The sequence below is a fragment of the Rhodobacter sp. SY28-1 genome, assembly GCF_005222785.1.
GTDB lineage: Bacteria > Pseudomonadota > Alphaproteobacteria > Rhodobacterales > Rhodobacteraceae > Tabrizicola.
Window position 1 is genome coordinate 587,387 of the sequence record NZ_STGH01000002.1, and the last position, 26,725, is coordinate 614,111.

Here is a 26,725-nt window from a genome sequence, read left to right on the forward strand (position 1 = left end):
CACCGGTCTGGCCCGGAATGTCGGCGATCTGGTGCCCGAGGGGGCGGTTGTCCACACGCCGACCACGCCCATCACCTTTGCGGCGCTTTACGGCATCGTCGACCAAAGCTTCCCCGATGGTGGACGCTACGGTGTGGACTGTGTGTGGAGCGAAGATGCCGATGCCACCTTTGCGGGCCTTGCCCGGATGGTCGCCGAGGCTCCATCGGTCCAGTCCAATGCCATCTGCGTGATCTACGGTCGCAACTCGGCCCTGCACCGCGGCCTGCCGGATGCGGCCTTGTCCGTCATCGGTTCGGTCTGCGGGATCATGCACGGGACCTGGACCTTGCCCGAGGACGATGCGCAGAACCTGGTCTGGTTGCGCGCTGGAATGGACGCGCTCGATCCGGTGACCAAGGGTCGCTACGTCGGCCATGCCGATCTGGCACGCCCCGGGCGGATCGACGCCTGCTACAGCGCCGAAGCCCGCATCCGCATCGCGTCGCTTGCCGCGACCTATGATCCGCAGGGCGTGTTCGGCAATCACACCGTGCGTGACGCTGCCGCCCAGGGCTCTGTCGCACTAGCAGCCGAATAAGCCAGAGAGGGAAGCCAAAGCCATGAACAAAAGGTTGAAAAGATCCCTCCGGGGCGCAAAGGACATGCGCCCTGAACTGACCGCCACGCTGATCTCGGTGCTGCTTGCGACTCTGGTGCCTGGCAGCGCCCGGGCCGACGAGACGCAAATCGAGCGCGGTCGCTACCTTGTCCAGATCGCCGGGTGCAGCGATTGCCACACACCGGGCCACTTTCTGGGCAAGCCGGATCTGAGCCGATTTCTTGGCGGGTCGGAGGTCGGATTCGAGATTCCAGGTATCGGGATTGTCTACGGGCCGAACCTGACCCCGGACGACGCCACCGGCCTTGGGACCTGGAGCGAGGATCAGATCGTCGCCGCGATCCGCACTGGTGCTACACCCGACGGTCGCGGCCTGGTGCCGGTCATGCCCTGGCCGAACCTCTCGACGCTGAGTGACGACGACGCCTACGCCATCGCGGCCTACCTGAAGTCGCTCGATCCGGTGGCCAATGATGTGCCTGGGCCGGTTCCACCTGGCGAGCCAGCACCATCCTTCGTGATGCGCGTCGTCCCTCCGGGCGGATGAACTGCTGGCGGCCCGCCTGACCATCGTCGGGCGGGCTGCACGCTCAAGACAACCGACTGCGGTTTGCAAGCCTTGCCAGCATCAAGCAACTTGTCACCAGCGTTCCGGCCATGAGGCCCGCCCAGACGCCTGCAATGCCTTCAAGCCATGTCGCGCTGAACCAAAGGCCCAGCGGCGCTCCGACGCACCAGTTACCGGCCAGCGTGTAAACCATCGGAACACGAGTGTCTTTGCGCCCGCGCAACAGGCCGGACGCGCCGAGGCCTGGGTTGGCGACGAGTTCCATCGCGCCCAGCAAGATCAGCAGCATGACCGCAGATTCGGTTGCTGCAACGCCGACAGCGGTCGGCTCGAAGAAGGCTTGGGTCAGTGGAACTGCCGCCGCGCACAAGCCAAGGAACAGCAACAAACCGGAAAGCCCCGATAGCCACAGCGCGGCGCCAATCACCCGGCGGCGATGGGCCAAGTCGCCGGTCGCTTCGACCCGCGCCATGCGCACCATCGCGGCCTGCAGCAAAGCGGCGGGCACCGCATAGGCAACCCCCGCTAAACGCAAGGTCAGCGTATGGGCCGCCACGTCTGCAGGACTCAAAGTCGCGGCGTAAAGCGTGGCTCCTAAAAAGATGCCTAGTTCGGCAACCGTCGCGATGCCGATGGGCAGTCCCACCTGCAGGACCGGGGCTAGATCGCTCCAGGCGATGCGACCAGACTCGGTTCGCGCCTGCGGTGCAGACCGGCGGGCAATCAGCGTCAGCGTGGCCAAACTGGCAATCGCCACGATCAGTGTCGACAGTCCTGCTCCGGTCGGACCTAAAGCAGGGATCGGGCCGAAGCCGTGCATCAAAAGGTGGTTGCCGACCGCGTTCAGCGGCAGCGTCGCCGCAGTGACATAGAGAAACACCCTAGGGCGCTCGGACGCCGTCAGCATCGTGCGGTAAAGCATCACGCCCAGCATCGGGACCAAAGTCAGCGCCATCGACCGGGTGTAGCCGCGCCCTGCTTCTAGCAATCCCGCGTCCAGACCGAGGAATACCAACCAGTCCGGTGCCGTCCAGACGATTGGGACCAGCACGGCGGAGAGGAGAAGGACGATGGAGCGGCCCACCTGCTCCAGCCGCAACCGCCGGGCGTGGTCGGCCCGGGCGACGGCGGCCGTATAGAACGGGACAAGCCCGCCAATCGTGCCTGCCCCCAGATAGAAGAGGATCGAATAGAAATCGCTGCCGACTGCCAAAGCCGCAAGTGCTTCGGCGCCAAAGCTGGAGGAGACCATGAGCGTGTCGGTGATGCTCATGCCCATGTTGATGAGGGCGATGAGCATGATTGGCACGGTCAGCCGCAACATCGCGAGCGGTTCGTCGAGGGCACCTCGCAAACGAACGATCAGAGCTGGATTGCGCCCTTGCACGGGGGGAAGGGTTGTGTAGGTCATGGCTAAGGTCCTGAACGAGAATTCCTCCGGGTCCTGCCCCTTGGAGACAGACTGGATCAGGGGATGCGCCCGGCGCAGGCATGCCGCCCGCGCCGGTCTGGTGGGGTCAGCCCCAGTTCTGGTCGTGGTTTGCGTGGGTCCGCAGATAGGCACCCGGTCGGAAATGCGTGTCGTAGAACCCGGTATCCAACCGGTGCGCCTGCAGGTAGGTGTTGATGAACACCGCCGGAGCCGTGGCCGGGAAGCGCCCGAAGGTCGAGAACACATAGTCCGACATGATCGTGGCGATCTCGACTGCTTCATCGTCGATCTCGGCCCCGGAACCGCGCACCGCTGCAGTTTCGCGGTATTGTCCCCCCTGGCCCGGATCGAAAGGCCCTCCCTTGCCGAACTTGCGCGCGACGACGGCCCTCACTGCTGCGCCCATGTCGGCGTGGTGCGGCGGAACATGCGCCTCGAACACTCCCGGCAGACCGGTGATGTAGGGAAGAGGGTTGCTTTCCAGCATCTGGAACTGGAAGCCGAGGCCTGGAACAGCCGGATCCCCACTAGCGCCAAGGACGACGAAGGGGTTGATCCCGGTATACATCCATCCGCCCAGACCCAGGGCCTGAAGCATCAGCGCCCCCGCGTAGCAGGCCGTCCCCGTCTCGGTCGCAACATCGGTCATCGCGACCTGCTCCAGGAAGGTCATCGGATAGGCGACAGACATGTTCAGCCGGTGCGAGAACTTTTCCAGCCCCGGGATCTGGCGTCCGTTTACATCGTCGTAGATTCCCGTCCCGTTCTGGATCAGGTAGAGCAGCAGCAGGATCACGTGCTGCGCCACGTCAGCCACCGGCCAGATCAGGGTCGAGCCGGGCACATTGGCGCACCAGGTGTTGTGTCCTTCCATATAGGGCATCGCCGCCGGGATGTTCAGCCGGCCGTCGGCCAGTTTCACGATCCGCTTCCGGTGCGCTTCGGTCCAATCCTTCAGATCCAGGCTGCCGTCGGTCGCCACCGGCACCATGTCCCGCGTTGGCAGGAAGTAGACGCCGGTGTCGTCGGTGAAGAAGAACTCGGTGGTGTTGAAGCCGGCAGAGGACGGGAAGCTGCGTCCGCCCGCCGCCGCAGTGTAGTTCGGCAGCTTGCCCGCATAGTTGGGGTGATGCGCAAAGAGGTTCACCCAGCCAGTGTTCCCCGCGACGGTCGAGATCAGGAGCATCTGTTCGGTCGGGTCCAGCGCCTGGGGTGCTTCAGTCGAGGTATAGGCCAGCGGCCCGTTCGGGATGCTGGCCCCCTTGGCAAAGCGCCGCGACCTGCGGCCGTGGATCGCTTCTATCAAGGGGAAGGTCGCGGCCTCCACAAGACCGCGGGAAACGGGAGAATAGCCATCAAGCATCATTTTGCCTTTCGTGGTGAGGGTCTGGCCCTGGGCAAAGCCAAAGCCGGTCAGGACTGCGCCGGTGGCAGCCAGGGTGGTGCCGAAGAGTCGGCGTCGGGTGAAACGGAACGTCATCGCTCTGCCTGTTCAGCCCGAAAAACGCATGGCGTCGTGGGCGGTCCGGATGGACATCTGGTCCAGCGGATCACGCTCCATCCCGATGTCGCGCCGCATGTGGTCGGACAGCGTGTCGAGGTCGGCCGGTCGCGCGAGCCGGCGACGGGGCGGGAAGAGGCAAAGCCAAAGCCGCCTTGCGAAGCGGTCCTTGGCAGGATGGGTCAGGGTGGTTTCGGTCATTGGTCGTCCTTTCAACGTCTGGGCCCTATGGCCGCGATGAATGGCAGATCGCACGGCAGCTCAGAGGACGGTGAGGCACGGACTCGACAGAAACGGTCTAAATGTGCCATGCATGGATATGCCAACACCTTTTGCGCCCAAGAAGATTTCTGTCTGCCTCGTCGCAATCCCCGAGACTGCAGCGGGCGTATTGCACGGGCTTTTCGAGGTCTTCTCGTTCGTCGGTTTCGGCTGGGAGATGTTGACGGGGTGGCCGCCGGGACCGAGCCGCTTTCTTCCCAAGGTCGTCGCGAGCAGCCATGAGCCGTTTCGAAACTTGGCCGGATTGCCAATTGCACCCGATTTGACCTTCGCCGAAGCAAAGCGGGCCGATATCGTGATCATCGCGGACTTGGCCGTTGGCCGAGACGAAGAAACGCACGGTCGATGGCCGGAGGTGGTGGATTGGCTGCGTCAACAGCACGCACAGGGTGCGTTGATCTGTTCGGTCTGCACCGGGTCCCTGTTGCTGGCTGAGGCCGGCCTGTTGGACGGAGAAGAGGCAACCTGCCATTGGGCCGCAAGCGACCAGATCCGCAGCCGCTATCCGGCAGTCCGCCTACGGCCCGAGCGCGTTCTTGTCTCCTCCGGGGTAGAGCACCGCCTCGTCACCTCCGGCGGAAACGCCTCATGGACCGACCTCGCGCTCTACCTGGTCGCGCGGTTTTGTGGCGAGGACGAAGCTCGTCGCACCGCCAAGCTCTTCCTCTTTGGGGACAGGAGCAACGGCCAGGCCCCCTTCGCGGCCCGGGTGCGTCCGGCCCAGCACGACGACGCGGCCGTTGGCGCAGCGCAGGCCTGGATCGCGGACAACTACGCCGCCGCGAATCCGGTGGCGGGCATGACTCTGGCCTCAGGCCTGACCGCGCGCACCTTCAAGCGGCGGTTCCAAGCGGCAACGGGCTACTCACCCCTGGACTACGTGCAGTCGCTGCGCGTCGAAGAAGCGAAGCAGATGCTCGAGTCTACCGATGATCCTATCGACCATGTTGCTTTAGAGGCGGGCTACACCGAGCCCGCAGCGTTCCGGCGCATCTTCAAGCGGTTCACCGGGATCTCACCTCTACAATTCAGACAGCGATTTCGCCACGTCGCCGTGATGTAGTCGTGATCGCCAAGGGGAGCTGCTAACGGATACTCTCCACCGGTGAGGCGGACCGGATGTTTCAGGTCCCCGCGACGGCGCGTCCAAGGTCGTCGGAGCTGCTCATCATTCCGCTCCCTTTTCGAGACGCGACCGCCACTCCACCACCATCCTTGTCGCACTACTTCTCTACACCACGCCAGGCTCGATAGGGCGACTGCTGACCTGCATCCGCGACCCGGGTGGTGGGTGCGGTGCGGTGGAGACAAGCAAGCGTCTGGCGGCCTTCCAGCGCGATGGACCAGGACACAATTAGGCCCACTGTCGTCGCTCATTAGCCAAAGTCCAAGTCTCGCCACGCAGGTTAAGGTCCGCCTCGCGAAACTGCTCATATCCGATTGCTTTGCTCACGATGAGGCGTATGTGGCCGAGGTCCTTTGTGGGTCTAGCTGGATAGCTGGTCTGCCTGTTAGCTTGGGAGCTAGGGTAGACCGGTGCGCCTGGCTTCGTGGGGAGCGTTTCTGGTGGGTGTCTCGGGCGCTCCGGTATCCAGGTGACCCGGCACGTGGTTGGATCGCTATAGGAGCGTCTTTCGTGGGTTGGACGAGGTTCTTGAACCGGAAACGTATCTCGTGTTTTGGGATGAGGTCATCCCGGTCCGTCTCTCCTAATAGTATATGTATTTGTTCTTAGGGAAGTTAACGTATTCTACGAGAGACGGACCGCGGGATAGGTCAGCATTGATTACCGTTCCGGCTCGAAATCCTGGTGGCTCGGGTTTCGTTTGCTTGTGCGAACTCATACCGAGATCCGTCTCTCGGAGAAAATTCGGTTTTGAGGTCAGATCTGTCAACCCTATGACAACCCTCTGCTCAGCGAAGCCCTTGTTTTGTTGGGTTTTGGGTTGACCTCGACAACCTGGGAGAGGGTTGCCGTCAACGCTAGGGTTGCCCATTTCGACCGTTTCGGAATCAAAAACACGGTCGACGACAACCCTTTTGGGCCATTTTCGGGCCTCAGGGTTTACCTACGTCAACCCGAAAATGACCGGTGGTAAACCCTCGGCAGCCCTCAAGCAGCCTCTTCAGCGGCTGCCTTTGCAGCTTCGAACGCCTCGTTCGCGGCCTCTGGCGTCTCGAAGTTGCCGAGGTAAACCAGCTTCATTGCTCCCATTATCGACGTCTTGAACGTTGTCCGTGCGAGCATATCAACACCGGGGTAGGGTTCTGAGGGCCACCCGATAGCCAGGTTGTTTGCTCTGTGGCTTTCCGCCGATCAGCCACTTCGGCGACCCGACACGCTCAGATCTTGACGCACTCGTTTCGGTTTGGACGCCGATTACTGCGTTGGCCATGGGCGGAAAGCGGCCCTTCGTTCTTTGTAGCATTCGCGCCGGTGCTACCCCGGCAGAGCTTGCCCGTCCCGGCTGACACCAGGACGGGCCAGGGTTTACCCCAAAACGCTCGCCAGCTTCATCGGCTGACCCGACTTGGCCGACTGGGTTGCGGCCTCGGCCATTGCCAGAGCCGCCACACCATCGTCGAGTGTCACGGGCAGCGCCGACCCTGCGTTTACCGCGGTCACAAAGGCAGCCCACTCGGCCGCGTAGGCGGGCATGTAGCGTTCGAGGAAGAAGTAGGTGGGCTTCGCGCCAGTAACGCCCGCAGTCGTCGATTTCACCACGGTGTTCTCCAGCATGTTCTGCGCCTGAAGAAGCCCTTCGGAGCCCAATAGTTCGACCCTCTGGTCGTAGCCATAGACGGCCCGGCGAGAGTTCTTGATCACGGCGATGCGGCCGTCGGCGTAGGTGAGGGTCACTACAGCGGTGTCTACGTCTCCGGCTTGACCGATGCCGGGATCGACGATCGAGGTACCGACGGCGCTGACGGTTACTGGGGCCGCGCCCATCAGGAAGTTCGCCATGTCAAAGTCATGGATCATCATGTCGCGGAAAAGCCCGCCCGAGACCTTGATGTAGGCGACCGGCGGTGGCGCGGGGTCGAACGAGGTGATCGACAGAAGCTCGGCTTTTCCGATCTCGCCCTTGTCCAAAGCGGCTTTCAGCGCGGCGAAGTTCGGGTCAAAGCGGCGGTTGAAGCCGATCATCACCGGCTTGCCGTTCTTGGTGGCGACCTTTTGGCACGCTTGGGCGCGGGCCAGCGACAGATCAACCGGCTTTTCGCACAGCACTGCCCTTCCTGCCCTCGTCGCGCGTTCGATCAGGTCGGAATGGGTGTCGGTCGAGGTCGCGATCAAAACCGCGTCGATGGCTGGGTCGTTCAGGATCGCGTCGGTCGTGCGCGCCTCGGCCCCGTATTGCGCGGCCAGCTTGGCGGCGGCCTCAGTGTTGATGTCAGATACGGCGACAAGGGTCGATCCGGGGTTCGTGGTGATGGCGGTAGCGTGGACGCCGGCGATACGCCCGGCGCCGAGAAGGCCGACTTTCAGCATGGTTGAGTTCCTTGAGGTTGGTGACCGAGACTATTGATTGAGACCGGCCATGAAGGTTTCGAATTCGGAATCTGCCATGGCGACGTTGTGCTGCGGCTGCGGGTAGCCACCGGAGTTAACGTCTGCAATGAACTCCTTGAACGCGTTGATGCGTTCCTGTTCCAGCCGAGCGTATTCGGCGGCGAAGTTGCGGTAGGTCTTGGCGTGGCGGGGCTTGTGGCCGTCGGTGCAGCCAAGGACGTCTTCGGCGAACAGATACTGAGCGTCGGCTCCCGGACCTGCGCCCATGCCCAGCATGATCATCGACGTGTTTGCGCTGATGAAGGCAGCAAGGCGGTCGGGCACGACCTCAAGCTCCGCCCCGAAGGCTCCGATGGCTTCCAGTTGCTTGACGTGGTCCCAGACGGTCCGCGCCTCGGTCGCGGTCTTGCCCACAGCGCGCCAGCCGGTCCAGGTGATGAAGCTGGGGATCAGGCCAACATGGGCAACGATGGGGATGTGGTTGTCACAAAGCGCCTTCTGGATGTCCAAGCTGGCGGCGCAGTAGAAGCAGTCGCCGCCCATCGCGGTGAAGTGGAAGGCGGCGCGGAGGTAATCCTCGGCTGTGGCGAGTTTGCCGTAGGGACCGAAGGGCAGGCCCACCTGGACGAAGCAGCGCCCGGCAGCTTCGCGCATTTCGGGGGTGAAAAAGCGGGACTCAATGGACAGCATGTCGATGCCTGCCCCGTCGGCTGCCGCCGCCTCTTCCAGAGTGGTGACGTAAAGCATGGAGATCTTCTGCCCCCGTGCTTTCATCGCGCGGATGTCGTGGACGGTGGGGCGGTTGGCTTTGTGGACCATGATTACACTGTAAAGGCTGTGCGGAAGGCTTCCAGGGCAGCCTCCTCATCGCCCTTGGCGATGGCCTCCATGCCGACAGGGCCGGAATAACCCATGGCTTTCAGGGCCTGGGCGACGCCGTAGTAGTTGATCTCTCCCGTTCCCGGTTCGCAGCGGCCCGGGTTGTCGGCGACCTGCACTTCGCCGATCCACGGGAGGCAAGCCTCGCACCAGCGGATCAGATCGCCCTCGCCGATTTGCGTATGGTAGAGATCGAGGTTGATGCGCAGCTGTGGGCGGTTCACGGCGGAGACGAGGCCAAGGACGGCGGCGGTGGAGCCGAAGGGGCATCCCGGGTGGTCAATGGGGTTCAGGTTTTCCAGTGTGAAGACCTGGCCCTCGGCTTCGGCGAGATCGCAGATGCGGTGTAGCGTGTCGCGAGCGCGTTGTTCCATCCCGGGGGCGAAGGCCCCGATCTGCGGGATCGGGATGCCCATGTCGCCAAGGCCGGTGCCGTGCAGGTTGAGACGGTGGACGCCGAGGCGCTTGCCGACCTTTGCGGTTTCCTTCGCAGACGCTAGGAGCATCTCGCACCCTTCGGCATCCGTCAGGCGGCCCTGGAGGTAGCCGTTCATGATGGTGAAGGTCGCCCCGGTCTTCTCCAGCGCGGCCAGCTCCCAGTTCGGCCAATTCCAAAGGCCAACACCGAAGCCCATTTCCTTGAGCCGTGAAGTGCGCCAGGCGATGGGGCGGTCGCGCCACAGCATTTCGGCGCAGGCGGCGAGTTGGAATGTCATGTCAGACCTCGATCCAGACTTCGCCGTCCTGCACGCGGACGGGGAAGGTTTTCAGGTTGATGCAGGCCGGCGCGCGTTTCGCCTCACCCGTGCGGTAGTCGAAGGTAGCGTTGTGCTTCGGGCACTCGACGGTGCCCTCCATGACAAGGCCATCGCAGAGATGGACCTTCTCGTGGCTGCAGATTCCGTCCATCGCGTGGAAGGTGTCATCCTCGGATCGGACAAGGACAAAGGTCTGCGACCCGTGGTCGAAGCGGATCAGGTCATCAAGGTCGATGTCGTCGGTGGCGCAGGCGCGGATCCAGTTGGGCATGGCTTCTCTCGGGGTTGAAAATGCCCCGGCCAAAGGGAAGGGCTAGGCCGGGGCAGAAGTCGGCGCGCGGGCGGCAATCCGGGCAACCGACAGGGAGACTGTTACGCAGGCGGCGGCGGGTGGCCGTCGTGGGCAGCCATGTAGCCTTCGATCTCGGCTTCAAGGCTGGCCATGCTGGCACCACCGGCCATCAGGTCGGTGATCTCTTCGCGGGTTTTCTCGCCCTTCTTGAAGTCGGCGGCGACCGCCCCGCGGATCAGAACGGCGAAGTGGTCGCCGACGGCCATCGCATGCATCACCTGATGGGTGATGAAGATCACGGCAAGGCCCCGGCGTTTCGCCTCGTTCACGATGCGCAGGACGTGGGTCGCCTGTTTCACGCCAAGGGCGGCGGTGGGTTCGTCCAGAATCAGGACACGCGCACCGAAATGGACGGCCCGCGCGATTGCCAACGACTGGCGCTCGCCGCCCGAGAGGCCACCGACAAGTCGGTCGCCATCGGTAATTCGGGTGATGCCCATGTCCTGCACGGCCTTGACCGCAACACCGTTGGCGGTCTTCCGGTCATAGACCTTGAAGGGACCGAAGCCCTTGGTCGGTTCGACGCCGACGAAGAACGACCGCCCGATGGACATCAGCGGGAAGGTGCCGCCGAACTGGTGGACGGTGGAAATCCCGGCCTCTTGCGCCGCGCGGGGGGTGGGCAGGCTGACCGGTGCCCCGTCCATCTCGATCACCCCGGACGAGGGCTGGTGCACACCCGACATGATCTTGATCAGCGTCGACTTGCCCGCGCCGTTGTCACCCAGAAGGCACAGGACCTCGCCCGGGCGGACCTCCAGCGTGATGTCATGCAGAACATCGATGGGGCCGAAGCTTTTGTTCACGCCCCGCAGGGCAAGGATCGGAGCGGCCATCACTTGGCTCCTTTCTTCGGCGCATAGGACAGCGCCATCTTGCGGAAGGTGTTGTTCATCAGAACCGCGCCTAAGAGGAGGACGCCAATGATGAGCGAGGACCAGTTCCGGTCGAAATCGGTATAGTAGATGCCCTGGGTGACCACCGCGAAGGTGATCGTGCCGAAGAAGATGCCCACCACCGAGCCGAAGCCGCCGGTCAAGAGCACCCCGCCCACGACGACCGCGATGATCGAGTTGAAGATGAAGCTCTGCCCGCCCGCGACCTGGGCCGAGTTGTAGAGGATCGCCTGGCACATGCCGACGAAGGCCGCCGAGGTGGACGACAGGACGAACAGGATCATCGTCAGCCGGTCGGTCGGGATCCCTGCGTTGCGGGCAGAAACCTTGTCGCCTCCCATGGCGAAGATCCAGTTTCCGAACGGGCTGAAGTGGACGAAGAAGATGTAAAGCGCCGTAAGGGCCAGCCACCAAAGCACCATCACCTGCAATTGACCGCCCATGACGAAGTCACCAAAGATCGCCTTGGTCGGGCCTTCGGTGGTCAGCGCGACCGAGGTCGATTTGGTGATCAGCACCGTCAGTCCCAGCACGATGCCCTGCACGGCGAAAAGGCTGCCAAGGGTGACGATCAGCGACGGCACTGCGGTCTTGATGACCAGAAATCCGTTCACCAGGCCGACCACGACGCCAAAGCTTAGCGCGACGAAGATGCCCAGCCAGATCGGCAGGCCATAGTGACCCGAGATGACGGCCACGGTCATCGCTCCGAACGGCACCATGGCACCGACTGAGATATCAAGCTCTCCGGCGATCATCAGCAGGCCCAGCGGAATGGCGATGACGCCGAGGTTTGCGGCGACGTTCAGCCAGCTCGACATGCCGGCGGGTTTCAGGAACGTGAGACCGCCGAAGATGGCGAAGAAGATCAGGACGGCGACCAGGCCAAGCGCGGCCCCGGCCTCGGGGCGGCGCAAGAGCCCGCCAAGGGAAATGCTGGACATCGGCTGCCCCCTGTTTTGAGTTGGGAAAGTTCGGCGAAACCCGGCCCGCATCGATGAGCGGACCGGGTAGAGGCGCTTTAGCGCGCGCCCAGTTTCACGCCGGCCAGCGTGGCGTCGATGTTGGACGCATCGACGATGCCCGGGCCGGTCAGCACCGGGAACACCGGCAGATCGGTGCCGAAGTCGATGGCCGATGCCAGAAGGCTTACCGCAAGGAAGGACTGCAGATAGGGCTGCTGGTCGATGGCAAAGCCCTGCGTGCCGCCCTTGATGCGGTCCAGACCGGCCTGGTTCATGTCGAACGACCCCAGCATGGCAGGGGTCGCCTGACCGGCCTGGGAAACCGCAATCGCTGCGCTGTCCGCATCGCCGGCCGAGATCGTGATGACGCCATCAACCGTCGCGTCTTTGATAAGCTCTGCCTTGATGGCCTCGGCCACGGCCGTTGCATCGCCGAAGCTCGTGGTCGGCAGCGGCAGTTGGGTGCCCTTTCCGCCCGCAGCGACAACGCCTTCGATCACGCCCTTACAGCGCGCTTCGGTATTGGCCGCACCTGGCAGGGTGTTCACGCAGATCACGTTCTTCTTGCCGGCCTTGCCGAAATATTCGCCGCCCGCCAGACCGGCGACATATTCATCCGACCCGACATAGTTGATCGCGCCCAGTTCGGTGGCCTTGTCGGCGCCGCCTGCGTTCATCAGGATCACGGTGATCCCTGCCGCGATGGCTTCCTTGATCGCCGGATCTTCGGCTTCGGGCACCCAGTTCGGAATGACCAGGCCATCGACTTCCATGGAAATCGCGGTGCGGATCAACTGAACCACGTCAGGCGCGAAGTTGTCGTAGTTCACGAGACGCAGGTAAGTCACCTTGCCGCCATTGGCTTCGACCGCCGGGGTGGCGTCGTCGATGCCTTTCTTGATGATGTTCCAGAAGGCGTCGTCGTTCGATCCGCCGATGACAGCAATTTCCGCCGACATCGCAGCCGATCCCGCCGACACCAGCGCCGTGGTCGCCAGAACCTTGGCGATGGTTTTCATGAAGCTCATTGGTCTGTCTCCTCCCTTGGTCCGCCGCTTTGGCGGGTTGTTGATCCTGGGTGTTCACCACCTGGCCTGCCTCCTCGACCGGCCGGTGGAATGCTGTGATGGGTTAGGTGCGGGCCGCCTTGGCGTTCAACCGCTCTTTCTTCTTCTGGAAGCGCGCGTTCATCCGCGCCTCGCCCTCTTTCGAGCCGTCGTGCCAGTAGCCGAACCACTTATCCAATGGGATCAGTCCGTCGCCGCCGTAGTTCACCTCGAAATACTTGTGGTGCAGGTAATGGGCGTAGGCGTGGCTATCGAGCGGGGTGCTTTCGGTCACTTCCAGCTTGTCGAAACCGATATGGCCGTTCACCGCACCAAAACCCGCAAGGTGCAACTGATACATCGCAAGCAGCGGGTTCGACGGGATTATCAGGTGCCAGAAGGCGACCGCATGATAGAGGAACCCTTCCACCGGGTGCATCGAAAGCGACGACCAAGGCGACGGGTTGACCGAGTTGTGGTGGACCGAGTGGATCCATTTATACAGGATCGGCACATGGATCAGCCGGTGGATGCAGAAGAAATGCACCTCGTGGATCGCCGGGCTGATCAGCGCCAGCACCACCAGCCAAGGCCAATGCGTCTCCCACGGCAGCCAGACAGCCCAGCTGTTGGCAAAGACCCAGAGGAACAGCACCTCGACCAGAGTCCACAGCGGGATCGACACGAAGAACGACCGCAGGAAGTTGTCGATGTTCTGGCTTTTGAACCAGAAGACATCCGAGGGCTGATCCGACGGGAACTTGCCATTGTATTTGAACCGCGTGCCCTGCTTGCGGCGGACATACCAGAAGAGCTCAACCGAACCGTAGAAGACAAAGATGGCGGTGGCGTTCACGGCGTAAAGCCAAAGCGCCCAACCCCAGGACAGGGTCTGCATCGTGGCCACATCCGGCACGACGAAGAACCACCAGACCAGTGCCGTCGCCATGTGGAAGGCGTTCCACGGGAACAGGTATTCGGGAATCCAGGCCAGAACTTTCGGCAGGCTGAATGGACGGCGCCAGAAGGGCGGCAACTCCAAATGGGCCGTGGGTGCCCAGTCGCCGCGCTTGTTGCGGGTGCCGAATTGCAGATCGTCCATCCTGGTCCTCCCTTCGCGTTCCGGTGCTGGATCAGGCGGCACAAGCGCTTCCACCCAGGGAAATGTCCCTTGGCTGCGGGCCACTTGGGACCGCGTTTTTCGCTCTTGTGCTGTCTTCCTCCGCAGGGCGAGAGACTCAGTTTCTCACCCGGTCTTGATGCGGGAAAATAAGCGCCTTGACGGAAATCAAATCAACCCGCCATGATAGCGGATACACTAAAATGTCGCATTCGTATCAGGTCACCAGTTTTTTGATACGAAAGATATCAGGAACTCGATGCGCCGCCCCACGATCCCAGACCTCGCCGAGGCGGCTGGAGTTTCGGTTGCAACGATCAACCGGGTGCTTTCCGGCGCTGCCAACGTGCGGCAGGCCACGCGAGAACGGGTCCAGATGGCCGCCGAACAGATCGGCTTCTACGGTCTTGGCAGCATCCAAGCCCGCGTTGCCGCCGCGCGCCCGCACTTGCGGTTCGGGGTTCTGCTGCTGCAACCGCACCGCCCCTTCTACAAGAACGTCGCCCGAGGTCTGGAGCAGGCCGCCGCGACAGCCACCGGGGCCGATGTCGAACTTCGGATCGAGTTTCTCGAGGACCTCTCCCCGCACAACGTCGCCTCCCGTGCCTTGGCCCTTGCGCAGGACTGCCATGCCATCTGCGTGACGACAGCCGTCCATCCGGTGGTCACCGAGGCGCTGGAACAGGTCCAGGCGAAGGGCATCCCGGTCTTCGCGCTCATCTCGCAGATTTCGGTGACTGGACAAATGTCCTACGTCGGGCTCGACAACTGGAAGGTCGGGCGCACATCCGCCTGGGCCTTTGCCAACATCTGCAAGGCGCCCGGCAAGATCGGTATCCTAATGGGCAACCCGCGCTACCGGAACCAGGAGATGAACGAGACCGGCTTCCGGTCCTACTTCCGCGAATCTGCGCCCGATTTTGTTCTGCTGGAGCCCCTGTCCACCTTTGAGTCTGCGGCCGTGGCTCAGGAGATGACCGAAAAGCTCCTTGCCGATCACTCCGACCTCGCTGGTCTATACATCTCCGGCGGCGGGATCAGCGGGGCGCTCACCGCCCTGCGAGCGAGCGGCAGGGCAGGCTCAATGGTCGTCGTCGGCTACGACCTGATGGACGTCACCCGCGCCGCGCTTCTTGATGGAGCGATGACCCTCGTCATCTCGCACCCTCTGGAACGACTTGCCCGCGAGGCGATCGACGGCATGGTCCGTGCCTGTGCGCATCCAGGTAGCAATCAGACCAGTATCGTGCCTTTCGATATCTACACGCGGGAGAACATTTGATCAGGAGACGCTTCTGTTCTGCGTATGAACCACAGCTTTGGTTCGAGAACGGCGCCAGCGAAGCGGGAGTGGAAAGTTCAGTCATCCCCGACCGGCTGCGGCTAGAAGCATCCCCATCGAAGAAAGAACGCTTCTCTAGGACTTCGGTTTCGCAGAAGTCCCAAGGCTGACCACGCAGTCCCCACCCGATCGAGCTGATGCACGCAGGTAAGTATCTCATGTGACCAACCACATGAGAGACAACATGACTAACCCATATCAGAATACCGCAACCGCGCGACTGATCGCTGACCGCATTCGCTACCTCGCGCACAAGAAGACCCAAGCAGAAATCGCCAGCGAGGCCGGCTTCCCGAACGCGAACATGATGACCTTCCTGAAGAACGGTCGGAACAAGGTTCCTCTGGATCGAGTGCCCTCGCTCGCGAAGGCACTCGAGGTCGACCCGGCGTATCTCATGCGACTTGCTCTCGACCAGGCTGTCGGCGCGACTGCTGCCAAGGCGATCACCGACATCTTCGGCACGCCCGCTACCGAGAACGAGCGGGGCTGGCTGAACGAGTTGCGCGACGCGTCGGACAATTCCGATCCGCGCATCACCGCACGGTCACGCGCAGCACTTCGCGCGATGTTCGGTAAACGACCGGCTCAGAAGTCGATCCGATCTTCGCGCTGCCTACGGCCCCAGAAGCGGGACTGTGGGACCACCTGACCCAGAACGAGCTGACTTGGATCGAGTTCAACCGCGTTATCTCGAACGGTTCGGACCCAAGGGCAACACCTGCGCGCGTTCGGGCGCTGCGGCTGTTGCTCGACACAACGTGAAACGGGAACGGAGGAACTGTCCGCCGTTCCCCAACCCCACGGGAGGGCAGCCGATCCTGGCAGCATCAGGCTGCCCACCGCTCGTCGAGGCGCATAACGAAGCATGCTTGAAGGTGGCTCTCATGCTCCAGGAGGTCAGCCATGCGCCAGCGCGTGCAGTTCGGCCCGACCCGGACCGGGGCGGGGAAATTCCCTTGCCGCTTCCAACGCCAGATACTGTCGGTGGAGACACCGTATCTCTCAGCGACTTGTTTGTCCGTGAGGAAGAGGTTTTCGAGCGGGACAACTTGGTTCATGCTTTCAGTGATTCCTGATGAAGAGCGCAAGAAATTAGCGCCGTATGAATTCACATACGCAGCAGGTCATAGTCCGTGGCATGGGATCGACGAGAAGTTCGAAAAGCTGAAGCATCGCGACAGACACTTCGCCCAGCGTTTTGCGATTGTTGGTATTTATGTTGGTGTTGTCGACACGCATCCGATAAGATGCCTTAAAATCAACAGCTTGAGAGGATGGGTGGCGGAGACGAAGGGATTCGAACCCTCGAGACCCTTTAGAGGTCTGCGCCCTTAGCAGGGGCGTGCCTTCGACCACTCGGCCACGTCTCCGCTTGCCCGTTTATCGGGGCAAGGCAGCGGGGGCAAGCGGAAAGCTGCGGCCCTGTCCGCGACGGGACAAGAGGGCAGAGAATCCTTCCGGTCCCACGCAGCCCGCATTAGGTTTGGCGAAAGAACGGCCCGAACCCGGGCGCAGGAACAGCAGGAACCACTCGAAATGACCGTGCCAACCCACGCCCAGATCATCGTCATCGGGGGCGGCATCATCGGCTGTTCGACGGCCTATCACCTGGCCCGCGACCACAAGGCCGACGTCTTGTTGCTGGAGCAGGGCAAGATCACCTCCGGTTCCACCTGGCACGCTGCGGGGCTGGTCGGGCAGCTGCGTTCTTCGGCCTCGATCACCAAGGTGCTCAAGTACTCGGTCGATCTTTACAAGGGCATCGCCGCCGAGACCGGGCTCGACACCGGCTGGAAGATGACCGGCTGCCTGCGCCTGGCAACCACCCCCGACCGCTGGATTGAGTTCAAGCGCCTCGCCACCACCGCGCGCAGCTTCGGGATGGAGATGGAGTTGATCGGACCCGAGGAGGTCAAGCGGATGTGGCCGCTGATGGAGACCTCGGACCTGATCGGCGCCTCCTGGCTTCCGACGGATGGACAGGCGAGCCCTTCGGATATCACGCAAAGCCTTGCCAAAGGCGCGCGGATGCATGGGGCAAGGATCGTCGAGGGTGTCAAGGTCACCGGCTTCCGCATGGACGGCCGCCGGATCACCCATGTCGAGACCGACCAGGGCGTGATCGCTTGCGACAAGGTCGTGAACTGCGGCGGCATGTGGGCGCGGCAGGTGGGGGCCATGGCGGGCGTCGCGGTGCCGCTGCACCCCGTGAAGCACCAGTATATCGTCACGGAAAGGATCCCCGGCCTCTCCCACGACGCCGCCACCCTGCGCGACCCGGATCGGCGGACATACTTCAAGGAGGAAGTCGGCGGCCTGGTCATGGGCGGCTACGAGCCGAACCCGCAGGGCTGGGTCACCGGCGACATTCCCGAGAACTGGGAGTTCCGGCTGTTCGACGACGACTACGACCACTTCGGACAGCACCTTGAGCAGGCCATCGCCCGTGTCCCCGCTTTGGCCGAAGTCGGTGTCAAGCAGATGATCAACGGCGCGGAAAGCTTCACGCCGGACGGCAACTTCATCCTCGGCCCCGCCCCGGAATGCGCGAACATGTACGTCGGCGCGGGCTTCAACGCCTTCGGCATCGCCTCCGGTGGCGGCGCGGGCTGGGTCCTGGCCGACTGGGTGATGCGGGGCGAGGCACCGCTTGACCTCTGGGCTGTCGACATCCGGCGGTTTTCCGGGCTTCACCGCGACCGCGACTGGGTGGCTGAACGCACGCTGGAGGCTTACGGCAAGCATTACACCGTCGCCTTCCCGCATGAGGAATACACCTCCGGCCGCCCCCGCATCGTCTCGCCGCTCTATGACCGGCTCAAGGCCGCAGGCGCGGTCTTCGGGTCGAAACTCGGCTGGGAACGCCCGAACTGGTTCGCGCCCCCCGGAACCGAGGCCAAGGACGTCTACTCGATGGGCCGCCAGAACTGGTTCGACGCCGTGGGCCAGGAACACCTCCACGTCCGCGCCGATGCCGGGGTCTTCGACCAGTCCTCCTTCGCCAAGTATGAACTCTCCGGCCCCAAGGCCGCCGAAGCATTGGAAGCGATCTGCGCGAACCGGGTCGCGCGCGACGTGGGCCGCCTGACCTACACCCAACTCCTCAACACCCGCGGGGGGATCGAATGCGACCTTACCGTCGCCCGGCTGGCTGACGACCACTTCTACATCGTCACCGGCACCGGCTTTCGCACCCATGACTTCGGCTGGATCGCCGACCACTTGCCCGCCCAGGGCGTGACCTTCACCGACGTGACCGAAGACTGGGGCACCCTGTCGCTGATGGGGCCGCGCGCGCGGGACATTCTGGCCAAGGTCACCGACGCGGATGTGTCGAACAGCGCCCTGCCCTTCGGATCGGCCGGCGAGATCACCGTGGCGGGCGTCCCGGTCCGGGCCCTGCGCGTCACCTATGTGGGCGAGCTGGGTTGGGAATTGCACATCCCCATCGCGGCGCTCGGGCTCGTCTACGATGCGCTGATGGCCGCCGACCCCCAGCTGAAACCAGTCGGCTACCGCGCACTTGAATCCCTGCGCCTGGAGAAAGGTTATCGCGCCTGGTCTTCGGACATCACGCCCAATGACACGCCCTTCGAGGCGGGCCTCGGCTGGGCGGTGAAGATGAAATCCGGCATGCCCTTCCTCGGCCGCGCGGCGCTGGAGGCGAAGGCCAGCCAACCGCTGACCAAGCGTCTGGTCAGTTTTGTCGTTTCCGCCCCGGATGCCGTTCTGGTCGGGCGCGAAACCATCCTGCGCGATGGCAAGTCCGTTGGCTATCTGACCTCGGGCGGCTATGGCTACACCGTCGGGGCAAGCATCGGCCTAGGCTATGTGCGCAACGAGGCAGGGGTCACCGACAACTGGCTTAGCCAAGGGCACTACGCCCTGGTTGTCGCCGGTGAGGAAACGCCAGCAGATCCGGCTCTTGCGCCGCTCTATGATGCCGAAGGCGCAAGGATCCGGGCGTAAGGTCTCCGCTCTCACGCCCCCGATGCAGAACTTGCCTGCACGGGGGCGCTCAGGCGAAACGCCTCAGGCCGACTCGCTCAGGTTTTCCAGCCGCGAGATCAGATCGTTGATCGGGGCGACGTCGTATTCGACCGGTCCGGCCAGATTGGGGTCGGGCATCGACAGGATCAGATCGTCGAAAGCCAGGGCCGCTTCGGCCGCCCACTTGGCGATGGCCGGGTCCTCGTTCCGCGCCAGCAGATCAAGCTCGCCGCGCGCCACCATCAGAATCGCCCAGGCATTCTGATAGGCAAAGACTTCGGTCGGACCCGAGGGGTTGATCTCGTCGGCAGCGGATCGCGCCATGGCCAGCAGCGACATCACAGAATCTTCGGCGGTCGGGTTCAAGGCGACGCGGGTCTTGGCAAGTTCCGCCTCCACTGCCTTGAAGGCGGCGTTGATCTCATCGCCCGTCGACGCCTTTTCCAGCGTCTCAAGCAAGGGGGCGAGGTCCGCCCCACCCGCGGCGACAAACGCATCCTTGATCTCCGGCCACGCCTCCTTGCGGGGATGCGTGAAGTGCGACCCCTCCGGATGGCTCAGTCCATCGGCGGCGAACAGAAGTCCAAGCTGCAGGTCGGCGCGGATCGCGGCGATCTTGGCAAGAACGCGCACAATATCGGGGTTCGTAGCCTCGATCTTGATCGCCGTTACCTGTGGCACGCGCAGGGCTTCAGTCCGGAACGCCTGGGCCTGCACCGACGGCGCAGCCATCATGGACAAGGTGGCGGACAGGGCAACGATGCCGGACAGACGGCTGATCCGGGTTGCGGGTCGGGTGGTGAAATGCATCATTTTGAACTCCGGTCGTCATTCGACCCCGCGGGATCGAACAGGATATGGGCGTGGCGCTGTACTGCAGCTGCGTAAGCTCTGCACCGGGCAATGTGGCCATTCTTTGAAAGGCTCGCGGCATTCTGTTGCCGGGTTCCCGCCGCAGGCAGAAGCCGGTTCCCTCAAGTGGGCCCGGCGGCCTCTGGGCAGCCGTGCCGGATGATGTCATGATGCGGGTGGAATGCTTTCTGGGATCACATGATGGAAACGGACTTCACGCCCTGGGCCTCGCTTGGCGGGGGCGTCTTGATTGGACTTGCAGCGGTGCTGCTGATGGGCCTGCATGGGCGCATCCTAGGGGCGACCGGGATCCTGAGCGGCCTCTTGCGCCTTGACGATCCGGCTGACTGGAGTCTGCGCGCAGCCCTGGTTGCGGGCATGGCCGCGGGGCCGCTGGTCTTCCTTCTGGTAACCGGCGCGATGCCTGCGATCGACCTGCCCGTCTCGCTGGCCGAAGTCATCCTTGGCGGCGTGATCGTCGGGATCGGTGTCAGCTACGGCGGCGGCTGCACCTCGGGCCACGGCGTCTGCGGCAATGCCCGCTTCGCGCGCCGGTCGATGGTGGCCACCGTGACCTTCATGGCCACGGCCTTCGCCACGGTCTTCGTCACCCGTCACCTGCTGGGGGCCTGAGATGCGCCTCTTGTCCGCCTTTGCCATCGGCCTGATCTTCGGCCTGGGGATTGCTGTCTCGGGCATGATCAATCCCGCCAAGGTGCTGAATTTCTTCGACCTTGCCGGAACCTGGGACCCCAGCCTCGCCTTTGTGATGGGGGGCGCGCTGGCCGTCGCCATCCCCGGCTACCGGCTCGTCCTGCGCCAGCCCGCCCCGGCCCTCGACACCCGCTTCCAGCTTCCCGACACCCGCATCATCGACGGCCGTCTGGTGCTCGGCTCGGCCACCTTCGGCGTGGGCTGGGGCATCGCGGGCTTCTGCCCGGGCGGCGCCCTGCCCGCCCTTGGTACCGGCAGCCTCGACGTCTTCGTCTTCATTCTTTCCCTGATCCTTGGCCTCCTGATCGCGCGTCACATGCAACGGCGAGGCCTTTCCCGCAAACCGGCCTGAGCGATGGAGGACACCATGACCGTCACGCCCGATCTCTCCGTGAAACCCGAGGTAAAGGGCTTCTTCGACCCGGCGACCAACACCATCAGCTATGTGGTGAAAGACCCGGCCTCGACTGCCTGCGCCATCGTCGATTCGGTGATGGACATCGATTACGCCGCTGGTCGCATCACCTATGACCACGCGGACGAGATCATCTCCTATGTCCGCGAGAATGGCCTCAAGGTCGAATGGCTGATCGAGACGCATGTCCATGCCGATCACCTTTCGGCCGCGCCCTATATCCAGCGGCAGCTTGGCGGCAAGGTCGGCATCGGGCGCAACATCACCGTTGTGCAGGACACCTTCGGCAAGGTCTTCAACGAAGGGACCGAATTCCAGCGCGATGGATCACAGTTCGACCGGCTGTTCGACGACGGCGATACCTATACGGTCGGCGCGATGGTCTGCACGGCCCTGCACACTCCGGGGCACACGCCGGCCTGCATGACCCATCTGATGGGCAATGCGGCCTTTGTCGGCGACACGCTCTTCATGCCCGACGGCGGCTCGGCGCGTGCGGATTTCCCGGGCGGGGACGCAGGCCAGCTGTATGACAGCATCCAGAAAGTGCTGTCCCTGCCGGGCGAGATGCGGCTTTTCATGTGCCACGACTACGGCCCGAACGGTCGCGACATTCGCTGGGAAACCACTGTGGCCGATGAGCGGGCCCACAACATCCACGTTGGCGCGGGCAAGACGCGCGAAGAGTTCGTCGCCATGCGCACCGCCCGGGACAAGACGCTTGCCATGCCCAAGCTTATCATCCCGTCGCTGCAAGTGAACATGCGCGGCGGCGATCTGCCTCCGGCCGACAAGGACGGAAACCGGTATCTGAAGGTGCCGATCAACGGGCTCTGACAGCCCGCCGTCCGGACCCGGTTGGCGCGGCTGGCCCGTCAGGCTGCCGCGCCGCCGAGATTACTGTTCGCTAACGGTCAAGAGATCGGGTTCGTCGTCATTGCCACAGGCGATTGCACAGACAATCACCAGGCCCACGACAACCGGGACGATCCAGCCCGAACGGGGCGACTCGGCCACGACTTCCGGCTGGCCTTCCTCTTCGATGACCATCGGCCCGCCGGCAAAGCTGGCCGTGGCTCCGAACGCCATCGAGAACGCCAGAATGGCGGATGCAAGTTTCTTCATTTGCTGCTTCCTCATGTCTTGTTTCGGCTCTTCTTCGGCCGATGTCGGACAGTTGTTCGACGCATTCGGATATTCAAGCTTAACCAGCAAGGCTGCCTTTGACAGATCCTGGCTGTGCCAAACTTGCTTCACATCCAAGCTGATCAATGGCCAAGTCGTTGCCTGACCGAAGAGTATTGCAATCGATTCAGACCGGGCGCGTCGCTGAACAAGCAACGCAAAAAAACGGCAGCACCCAAGGCGCTGCCGTTCAGAAGATCGACGGTGGCAGGTTCAGTCGTCCTCAATGGTGAGACGACAGTCCTGCCCGAGTGATTACTCGGCGGTGTCGTCGTCGCTGCCACAAGCGATCGCGCAGATCAGGACCAGGCCGACAACGACCGGGACGATCCAGCCCGAACGGGGCGAATCAGCAACGACTTCCGGCTGGCCTTCTTCTTCGATGACAACCGGGCCACCAGCGAAGGCGGTCGAGGCGGTGAACGCGGTGGTCAGCGCCAGAACAGATGCAGCAATACGTTTCATTTTCAGTTTCCCTTCTTTCACGCGACGGCATGGACCCATCGGATGGAATCACATTGCATCGGGCTTTTGGAATTGCAAGCAAGATGCAGACCGTCGTGCGCATCAGGTCACACCTGTACCAATCTTGCCTCACACCGCCAGGGCGGCGGATCACATCGTGTCTCAGGAACCTTCAGACGGCACCTTCGGGGCCACCCGTCCGACCTTGCCCCCAGGACTGCGCGGTCACCTCAGGGCCGAAAAAAAATGACGCGGCAGACAAGTCCGTCTGCCGCGCCAAAGATGCGTAACTGATAGTGCCTCAGGCCGGCGGAGGCAGCGGCGGCGGAGGCGGAGGCGGAACCGGAGTGGTTTCTTCGTCGTCATTTCCGCAAGCAATTGCGCAAATCAGGACCAGGCCAACAACGACCGGAACGATCCACCCCGAACGGGGCGATTCAGCGACGACTTCCGGCTGGCCTTCCTCTTCGATCACGACCGGCCCGCCCGCGAAGGCAGAGGACGCAGTCATCGCAAGCGCCAGCAAGGGCGCAGCAGATTTCACCATGGAGTATCCTTTCTGTTGTCCGGAGACATCCGGCACCGGCGGTCGCCGATCCCGAAATCAGGCTAGGCAGCAGAAAATCCCCATACAACGATTCGTCGGAAGTTGTGCCATTCATTGGCAAACTTTGGCTTTCTTGCAACAAAACCAGAAATGCCTGCCGATTGTACGGCAAGCACCATGTATTCCAGTCGTCTTGCCAGCGTGTATCAGCGCCACTGACTGAATTGCGCTCTTACTGCCGGAAACCTTTACTTCGGCGGTTCAACCGGCGCCGGATCGTCATCGCCGCCACCGCAAACCACCAGACACACCAGAACCAGCGCCCCCAGGACCGGCAGGATGCCGCCCGAACGCACGGTCGTCGCTTCGACCACTTCGTTGTTGCCTTCCTCGATCAGCACGGGGCCGCCGGCATGCGCGACCGTACTGCCAAGGACTGTCGCTGCAAGCACCGCCGATTTCAGGATAGTGCGCATTCGTTTCTCTCCATGTCCCCAGGGTGCGGCCTGACTGCCGCAATCTTGTCACAAACCCTTAGTGCGCGAAGATGCTCGCTGCAATCAATCCGGGCCGGTGGAAACAATTTCTCCACAGGAATCTCGGTCGATTCGCCGATAGGTTGTGGGCTGGACGAGAGGCAGGGCTATGCGTTGGGTCGGACCTTCGACGCCCGGGGCGCTGTCAGAACATCCCGGGCACCACCTGGTCGGGCGGCCGATGCCCGTCGGCGAAGGTCTTGATGTTGATGATGACCTTTTCGCCCATCTCGACCCTGCCCTCGATCGTGGCCGATCCCATATGGGGCAGCAGGACGACATTCGGCAGCTCCAGAAGCCGCGGATTGATGTCGGTGCCGTGTTCATAGACGTCAAGACCCGCCCCGGCCAGTTCCCCGGCCCGCAGCGCCCGGGTCAGGGCATTCTGGTCGATCACCTCTCCCCGCGACGTGTTCACCACCACCGCCGAAGGCTTCATCAGCTTCAGCCGCCGCGCGTTCAGCAAGTGGAAGGTCGACGGCGTATGCGGGCAGTTGACGCTGACGATATCCATCCGCGCCAGCATCTGGTCCAGGCTTTCCCAGTAGGTCGCCTCATGTTCGGCCTCGATCTCGGGCCGCAGGCGTTTTCGGTTGTGATAGTGCACCTGCAGCCCGAAGGCCCGCGCCCGCCGCGCGACAGCCTGGCCGATGCGTCCCATCCCCAGGATGCCCAGCCGACGCCCGCCCAGCCGTCCGCCCAGGTTCGCCATCGGCGACCAACCCGTCCAGCTGCCGGACTGCATGATCTGCAGGCCTTCCGGAATGCGCCGCGTCACCGAAAGCATCAGCGCCATCACCATGTCCGCCGTATCCTCGGTCGATACGCCGGGCGTGTTCGACACCAGAATCCCGCGCTGCCGGGCGGTCGAGACGTCGATGTGATCGAACCCGGCCCCGTAGTTGGCGATCAGCTTCAGCTTCTCCCCCGCCTGGGCCAGCAGCCCCGCATCAATCGTATCGGTGATCGTCGGCACCAGCACATCCGCCCGTCGCATCGCCGCCGCCAGTTCCTCGCGCGTCATCGCCACATCCGGGTCGCGCAGTTCGACGTCGAACAGCTCCTTCATCCGCGTCTCGACCGCCTCGGGCAACCGTCGCGTCACGACCACAGTCAGGTGGCTGGCAGGCATGCGTGATCTCCCCGACACTTCCAAATCCGGCGTCCTTGGGGCAAGGTGCAGCCAAGCGGGGCGATGCACAAGACCCAAGGCTGAGCGGTAACGGGGACGGTGCGCTGTGGCGACACCCGAAAAGGCGACAAGATGATGCGGATAGCGGGCGTTCTGGCACTTGTGGGTGCGCTGTGCGGCACTTCCCTGTTGGCCCAGGAAACCGACGCGCCGGTCACCTCGGACAAGCCGCCGGAAAAGCAGTGCCAGCCGGATGTCGGCTGCGTGACGAACCTGCCCCTGCCGCGCTTCGTGTCCCTGAAGGGCAGCGAAGGCAACGCACGCCGCGGGCCTGGCCTCACGCACCGAATCGACTGGGTCTTCACCCGCGCAGGCATGCCCCTTCGCATCACTGCGGAATACGAGAACTGGCGCCGGGTCGAGGATTCCGAAGGCGCGGGCGGCTGGGTCCACTACTCGCTTCTGTCCGGGGTGCGCAGCGCGCTGGTGACGCTCGACATGGCCGAACTGCGCGAAGCCCCGGACGACAGCGCGACCGTTATCGCCCAGGCCGAGCTGGGCGTGATCGGGCGGCTTCTGGAATGCAATCCCGACTGGTGCCGCGTATCGCTGGACGGCACGCGCGGCTGGATGCTGAAGACCGCGCTCTGGGGTGTGAAGTCCGATGAAATCATCGAATAGCCCGACCGAAGGGAAAGTCCGGCTGACGATCTCGGCCGGCATCGCCTCGGTCACTGTGGCGGGCATCCTTGTCGCGCTCAAGCTCTGGGCGCTGGCCGAAACCGGCGCCCTGTCGATTGCCGCCTCGCTGGCCGACAGCGCGATGGACCTGATCATGTCCCTTGGGGCCGCCGCCGCCATCGTCTACGCCGCACGCCCCGCCGATGAGGATCACGCCTTCGGCCACACCTCGGCCGAGGACCTTGCTGCCCTGGGGCAGTCGGCCTTCATCATGGTGTCTGCCGGTCTCATCAGTTGGACGGCCGTCGCCCGGCTGTCCGCGGCCACCTCACCCGAATTGTCATCGGAAGGCCGTGGGTTGATCGTGATGGTGCTCTCCATCGCGCTGACCCTGGGCCTGGTCTGGTGGCAGGGCCGCGTGGCACGGAAGACCGGCAGCAAGGTCGTGGCGGCGGACCGGCTGCACTATCTGGGCGACCTTCTCCCCAGCCTCGGTGCGATCCTGGCCCTGTGGATCTCCAGCCAGTTCGGGATTGGCTCGGTCGACGCGGTGGTGGCGCTCATCGCGGCAGGGGTCATGGCCATCGGCGCGCTGCGGATCGGCAGGGATGCCTGGGACGCGCTGATGGACCGGGCGGCCGATCCGGCGATCCTGGAAGGTATCGCCCAAATCGCCCGCGACTGGCCCGGGGTTCGCGGGTTTCACGATCTGAAGACCCGTCGCGCCGGAAGCCGCGTCTTCGTCAACCTGCATATCGAACTGGACGGCGACCAGTCCCTGCGCGAGGCGCACGACATCGGCGCGGGCCTGCGCCGGGCCATCCTCGCGGCCTATCCGCAGGCCGATGTCATCATCCACAAGGATGTCTATCGGGATCAGGCGTCGGGCCCGTCGCCAACCGGTTGACGGCAGGCAGCAATCAGGCGATTATACGCGCGTATAACAGGT

Annotated in this window: 26 protein-coding genes and 1 tRNA gene; 10 read left to right on the forward strand and 17 right to left on the reverse strand. The window is 63.3% G+C overall.

The features are described from left to right. Nucleotides 1-644: 644 nt before the first annotated feature. Nucleotides 645-1,148, forward strand: a complete 504-nt coding sequence (locus tag E8M84_RS11900; protein ID WP_170971918.1) for a cytochrome c — start codon at nt 645-647, stop codon at nt 1,146-1,148. Nucleotides 1,149-1,191: 43 nt separating this feature from the next. Here E8M84_RS11900 and E8M84_RS11905 read toward each other — a convergent pair whose 3' ends face one another. The 3 genes from E8M84_RS11905 to E8M84_RS11915 form a co-directional block, all read right to left on the reverse strand. Next, nucleotides 1,192-2,580 (reverse strand): MATE family efflux transporter, encoded by a 1,389-nt coding sequence (locus E8M84_RS11905; protein ID WP_137111403.1) that lies wholly within the window; start codon nt 2,578-2,580, stop codon nt 1,192-1,194. A 106-nt stretch (nt 2,581-2,686) separates the two neighbouring features. Continuing rightward, nucleotides 2,687-4,081 (reverse strand): hypothetical protein, encoded by a 1,395-nt coding sequence (locus E8M84_RS11910; protein ID WP_205914602.1) that lies wholly within the window; start codon nt 4,079-4,081, stop codon nt 2,687-2,689. A 12-nt stretch (nt 4,082-4,093) separates the two neighbouring features. Continuing rightward, nucleotides 4,094-4,303 carry a hypothetical protein gene (locus E8M84_RS11915; RefSeq protein WP_137111404.1) on the reverse strand — a complete coding sequence of 70 codons (210 nt, stop codon included), beginning with the start codon at nt 4,301-4,303 and terminating at the stop codon, nt 4,094-4,096. A gap of 112 nt (nt 4,304-4,415) precedes the next feature. On the opposite strand from E8M84_RS11915, the gene E8M84_RS11920 reads away from it, so the two are divergent. Further along, on the forward strand, nt 4,416-5,447 hold the full coding sequence (locus tag E8M84_RS11920) for a GlxA family transcriptional regulator (RefSeq protein WP_240790364.1): 1,032 nt from the start codon (nt 4,416-4,418) through the stop codon (nt 5,445-5,447). 1,428 nt (nt 5,448-6,875) lie between these two features. On the opposite strand, the gene iolG is transcribed toward E8M84_RS11920, so the two are convergent. The 8 genes from iolG to E8M84_RS11960 all read right to left on the reverse strand — a co-directional run bounded on the left by iolG (nt 6,876) and on the right by E8M84_RS11960 (nt 13,896). Beyond that, nucleotides 6,876-7,877, reverse strand: coding sequence for an inositol 2-dehydrogenase (gene iolG, locus E8M84_RS11925; protein ID WP_137111405.1), 1,002 nt, complete (start codon nt 7,875-7,877; stop codon nt 6,876-6,878). A 30-nt stretch (nt 7,878-7,907) separates the two neighbouring features. Beyond that, nucleotides 7,908-8,717, reverse strand: coding sequence for a 3-methyl-2-oxobutanoate hydroxymethyltransferase (locus E8M84_RS11930; protein WP_137111406.1), 810 nt, complete (start codon nt 8,715-8,717; stop codon nt 7,908-7,910). Between the two features lie 2 nt (nt 8,718-8,719). Continuing rightward, a complete protein-coding gene (locus E8M84_RS11935) occupies nt 8,720-9,493 on the reverse strand; it encodes a TIM barrel protein (protein WP_137111407.1) in 774 nt (257 codons plus the stop codon). Between the two features lies 1 nt (nt 9,494). After that, nucleotides 9,495-9,806, reverse strand: coding sequence for a MocE family 2Fe-2S type ferredoxin (locus E8M84_RS11940; protein WP_137111408.1), 312 nt, complete (start codon nt 9,804-9,806; stop codon nt 9,495-9,497). A gap of 101 nt (nt 9,807-9,907) precedes the next feature. Further along, entirely contained in the window at nt 9,908-10,723 is an 816-nt protein-coding gene (locus E8M84_RS11945; RefSeq protein ID WP_137111409.1) for an ATP-binding cassette domain-containing protein, read from the reverse strand. Beyond that, a complete protein-coding gene (locus tag E8M84_RS11950) occupies nt 10,723-11,727 on the reverse strand; it encodes an ABC transporter permease (RefSeq protein ID WP_137111410.1) in 1,005 nt (334 codons plus the stop codon). The genes E8M84_RS11945 and E8M84_RS11950 overlap by 1 nt, the downstream gene beginning before the upstream one ends. Before the next feature lie 77 nt (nt 11,728-11,804). Further along, nucleotides 11,805-12,776 (reverse strand): substrate-binding domain-containing protein, encoded by a 972-nt coding sequence (locus E8M84_RS11955; protein WP_170971919.1) that lies wholly within the window; start codon nt 12,774-12,776, stop codon nt 11,805-11,807. Between the two features lie 103 nt (nt 12,777-12,879). After that, nucleotides 12,880-13,896 (reverse strand): sterol desaturase family protein, encoded by a 1,017-nt coding sequence (locus E8M84_RS11960; RefSeq protein WP_137111411.1) that lies wholly within the window; start codon nt 13,894-13,896, stop codon nt 12,880-12,882. Between the two features lie 277 nt (nt 13,897-14,173). On the opposite strand from E8M84_RS11960, the gene E8M84_RS11965 reads away from it, so the two are divergent. After that, the gene (locus E8M84_RS11965) at nt 14,174-15,196 is read left to right on the forward strand and encodes a LacI family DNA-binding transcriptional regulator (protein ID WP_137111412.1); all 1,023 of its coding nucleotides are present in this window, start codon (nt 14,174-14,176) and stop codon (nt 15,194-15,196) included. A gap of 232 nt (nt 15,197-15,428) precedes the next feature. Beyond that, on the forward strand, nt 15,429-15,908 hold the full coding sequence (locus E8M84_RS11970; protein WP_346763691.1) for a helix-turn-helix transcriptional regulator: 480 nt from the start codon (nt 15,429-15,431) through the stop codon (nt 15,906-15,908). 630 nt (nt 15,909-16,538) lie between these two features. Here E8M84_RS11970 and E8M84_RS11980 read toward each other — a convergent pair. Next, nucleotides 16,539-16,629: transfer RNA gene (locus tag E8M84_RS11980), tRNA-Ser, on the reverse strand. A gap of 166 nt (nt 16,630-16,795) precedes the next feature. Here E8M84_RS11980 and E8M84_RS11985 point away from each other — a divergent pair. Further along, nucleotides 16,796-19,228, forward strand: coding sequence for an FAD-dependent oxidoreductase (locus tag E8M84_RS11985; RefSeq protein ID WP_137111414.1), 2,433 nt, complete (start codon nt 16,796-16,798; stop codon nt 19,226-19,228). Nucleotides 19,229-19,291: 63 nt separating this feature from the next. Here the strand turns inward: E8M84_RS11985 and E8M84_RS11990 are convergent, their stop codons facing one another. Then, nucleotides 19,292-20,062 carry a hypothetical protein gene (locus E8M84_RS11990; protein ID WP_137111415.1) on the reverse strand — a complete coding sequence of 257 codons (771 nt, stop codon included), beginning with the start codon at nt 20,060-20,062 and terminating at the stop codon, nt 19,292-19,294. A gap of 240 nt (nt 20,063-20,302) precedes the next feature. On the opposite strand from E8M84_RS11990, the gene E8M84_RS11995 reads away from it, so the two are divergent. The 3 genes from E8M84_RS11995 to E8M84_RS12005 are packed head-to-tail and all read left to right on the forward strand — an operon-like array spanning nt 20,303 to nt 22,067. Further along, nucleotides 20,303-20,734 carry a YeeE/YedE family protein gene (locus E8M84_RS11995; protein WP_394347422.1) on the forward strand — a complete coding sequence of 144 codons (432 nt, stop codon included), beginning with the start codon at nt 20,303-20,305 and terminating at the stop codon, nt 20,732-20,734. Between the two features lies 1 nt (nt 20,735). Further along, nucleotides 20,736-21,167 (forward strand): DUF6691 family protein, encoded by a 432-nt coding sequence (locus tag E8M84_RS12000; RefSeq protein WP_137111417.1) that lies wholly within the window; start codon nt 20,736-20,738, stop codon nt 21,165-21,167. Nucleotides 21,168-21,182: 15 nt separating this feature from the next. Then, complete coding sequence (locus E8M84_RS12005; RefSeq protein ID WP_137111418.1) at nt 21,183-22,067, forward strand: MBL fold metallo-hydrolase; 885 nt, start codon at nt 21,183-21,185, stop codon at nt 22,065-22,067. 60 nt (nt 22,068-22,127) lie between these two features. Here the strand turns inward: E8M84_RS12005 and E8M84_RS12010 are convergent, their stop codons facing one another. From E8M84_RS12010 to E8M84_RS12025, 4 genes are all read right to left on the reverse strand, one after another. Beyond that, the gene (locus E8M84_RS12010) at nt 22,128-22,502 is read right to left on the reverse strand and encodes a hypothetical protein (protein ID WP_137111419.1); all 375 of its coding nucleotides are present in this window, start codon (nt 22,500-22,502) and stop codon (nt 22,128-22,130) included. Between the two features lie 168 nt (nt 22,503-22,670). Then, a complete protein-coding gene (locus E8M84_RS12015) occupies nt 22,671-22,880 on the reverse strand; it encodes a hypothetical protein (protein ID WP_137111420.1) in 210 nt (69 codons plus the stop codon). Nucleotides 22,881-23,675: 795 nt separating this feature from the next. Then, on the reverse strand, nt 23,676-23,903 hold the full coding sequence (locus E8M84_RS12020; RefSeq protein ID WP_137111421.1) for a hypothetical protein: 228 nt from the start codon (nt 23,901-23,903) through the stop codon (nt 23,676-23,678). 205 nt (nt 23,904-24,108) lie between these two features. Continuing rightward, complete coding sequence (locus tag E8M84_RS12025) at nt 24,109-25,095, reverse strand: D-glycerate dehydrogenase (protein ID WP_137111422.1); 987 nt, start codon at nt 25,093-25,095, stop codon at nt 24,109-24,111. A gap of 132 nt (nt 25,096-25,227) precedes the next feature. Between E8M84_RS12025 and E8M84_RS12030 the strand changes: the two genes are divergently transcribed. Further along, nucleotides 25,228-25,776 carry an SH3 domain-containing protein gene (locus E8M84_RS12030; protein ID WP_137111423.1) on the forward strand — a complete coding sequence of 183 codons (549 nt, stop codon included), beginning with the start codon at nt 25,228-25,230 and terminating at the stop codon, nt 25,774-25,776. After that, nucleotides 25,760-26,683 (forward strand): cation diffusion facilitator family transporter, encoded by a 924-nt coding sequence (locus E8M84_RS12035; RefSeq protein ID WP_137111424.1) that lies wholly within the window; start codon nt 25,760-25,762, stop codon nt 26,681-26,683. The genes E8M84_RS12030 and E8M84_RS12035 overlap by 17 nt, the downstream gene beginning before the upstream one ends. Nucleotides 26,684-26,725 lie beyond the last annotated feature (42 nt).

Coding starts and splice junctions, on each gene's coding strand:
- E8M84_RS11900 (WP_170971918.1), top strand. CDS start 645: ATGCGCCCTGAACTGACCGCCACGCTGATCTCGGTGCTGCTTGCGACT.
- E8M84_RS11905 (WP_137111403.1), bottom strand. CDS start 2,580: ATGACCTACACAACCCTTCCCCCCGTGCAAGGGCGCAATCCAGCTCTG.
- E8M84_RS11910 (WP_205914602.1), bottom strand. CDS start 4,081: ATGACGTTCCGTTTCACCCGACGCCGACTCTTCGGCACCACCCTGGCT.
- E8M84_RS11915 (WP_137111404.1), bottom strand. CDS start 4,303: ATGACCGAAACCACCCTGACCCATCCTGCCAAGGACCGCTTCGCAAGG.
- E8M84_RS11920 (WP_240790364.1), top strand. CDS start 4,416: ATGGATATGCCAACACCTTTTGCGCCCAAGAAGATTTCTGTCTGCCTC.
- iolG (WP_137111405.1), bottom strand. CDS start 7,877: ATGCTGAAAGTCGGCCTTCTCGGCGCCGGGCGTATCGCCGGCGTCCAC.
- E8M84_RS11930 (WP_137111406.1), bottom strand. CDS start 8,717: ATGGTCCACAAAGCCAACCGCCCCACCGTCCACGACATCCGCGCGATG.
- E8M84_RS11935 (WP_137111407.1), bottom strand. CDS start 9,493: ATGACATTCCAACTCGCCGCCTGCGCCGAAATGCTGTGGCGCGACCGC.
- E8M84_RS11940 (WP_137111408.1), bottom strand. CDS start 9,806: ATGCCCAACTGGATCCGCGCCTGCGCCACCGACGACATCGACCTTGAT.
- E8M84_RS11945 (WP_137111409.1), bottom strand. CDS start 10,723: ATGGCCGCTCCGATCCTTGCCCTGCGGGGCGTGAACAAAAGCTTCGGC.
- E8M84_RS11950 (WP_137111410.1), bottom strand. CDS start 11,727: ATGTCCAGCATTTCCCTTGGCGGGCTCTTGCGCCGCCCCGAGGCCGGG.
- E8M84_RS11955 (WP_170971919.1), bottom strand. CDS start 12,776: ATGAGCTTCATGAAAACCATCGCCAAGGTTCTGGCGACCACGGCGCTG.
- E8M84_RS11960 (WP_137111411.1), bottom strand. CDS start 13,896: ATGGACGATCTGCAATTCGGCACCCGCAACAAGCGCGGCGACTGGGCA.
- E8M84_RS11965 (WP_137111412.1), top strand. CDS start 14,174: ATGCGCCGCCCCACGATCCCAGACCTCGCCGAGGCGGCTGGAGTTTCG.
- E8M84_RS11970 (WP_346763691.1), top strand. CDS start 15,429: ATGAGAGACAACATGACTAACCCATATCAGAATACCGCAACCGCGCGA.
- E8M84_RS11985 (WP_137111414.1), top strand. CDS start 16,796: ATGACCGTGCCAACCCACGCCCAGATCATCGTCATCGGGGGCGGCATC.
- E8M84_RS11990 (WP_137111415.1), bottom strand. CDS start 20,062: ATGATGCATTTCACCACCCGACCCGCAACCCGGATCAGCCGTCTGTCC.
- E8M84_RS11995 (WP_394347422.1), top strand. CDS start 20,303: ATGGAAACGGACTTCACGCCCTGGGCCTCGCTTGGCGGGGGCGTCTTG.
- E8M84_RS12000 (WP_137111417.1), top strand. CDS start 20,736: ATGCGCCTCTTGTCCGCCTTTGCCATCGGCCTGATCTTCGGCCTGGGG.
- E8M84_RS12005 (WP_137111418.1), top strand. CDS start 21,183: ATGACCGTCACGCCCGATCTCTCCGTGAAACCCGAGGTAAAGGGCTTC.
- E8M84_RS12015 (WP_137111420.1), bottom strand. CDS start 22,880: ATGAAACGTATTGCTGCATCTGTTCTGGCGCTGACCACCGCGTTCACC.
- E8M84_RS12020 (WP_137111421.1), bottom strand. CDS start 23,903: ATGCGCACTATCCTGAAATCGGCGGTGCTTGCAGCGACAGTCCTTGGC.
- E8M84_RS12025 (WP_137111422.1), bottom strand. CDS start 25,095: ATGCCTGCCAGCCACCTGACTGTGGTCGTGACGCGACGGTTGCCCGAG.
- E8M84_RS12030 (WP_137111423.1), top strand. CDS start 25,228: ATGATGCGGATAGCGGGCGTTCTGGCACTTGTGGGTGCGCTGTGCGGC.
- E8M84_RS12035 (WP_137111424.1), top strand. CDS start 25,760: ATGAAATCATCGAATAGCCCGACCGAAGGGAAAGTCCGGCTGACGATC.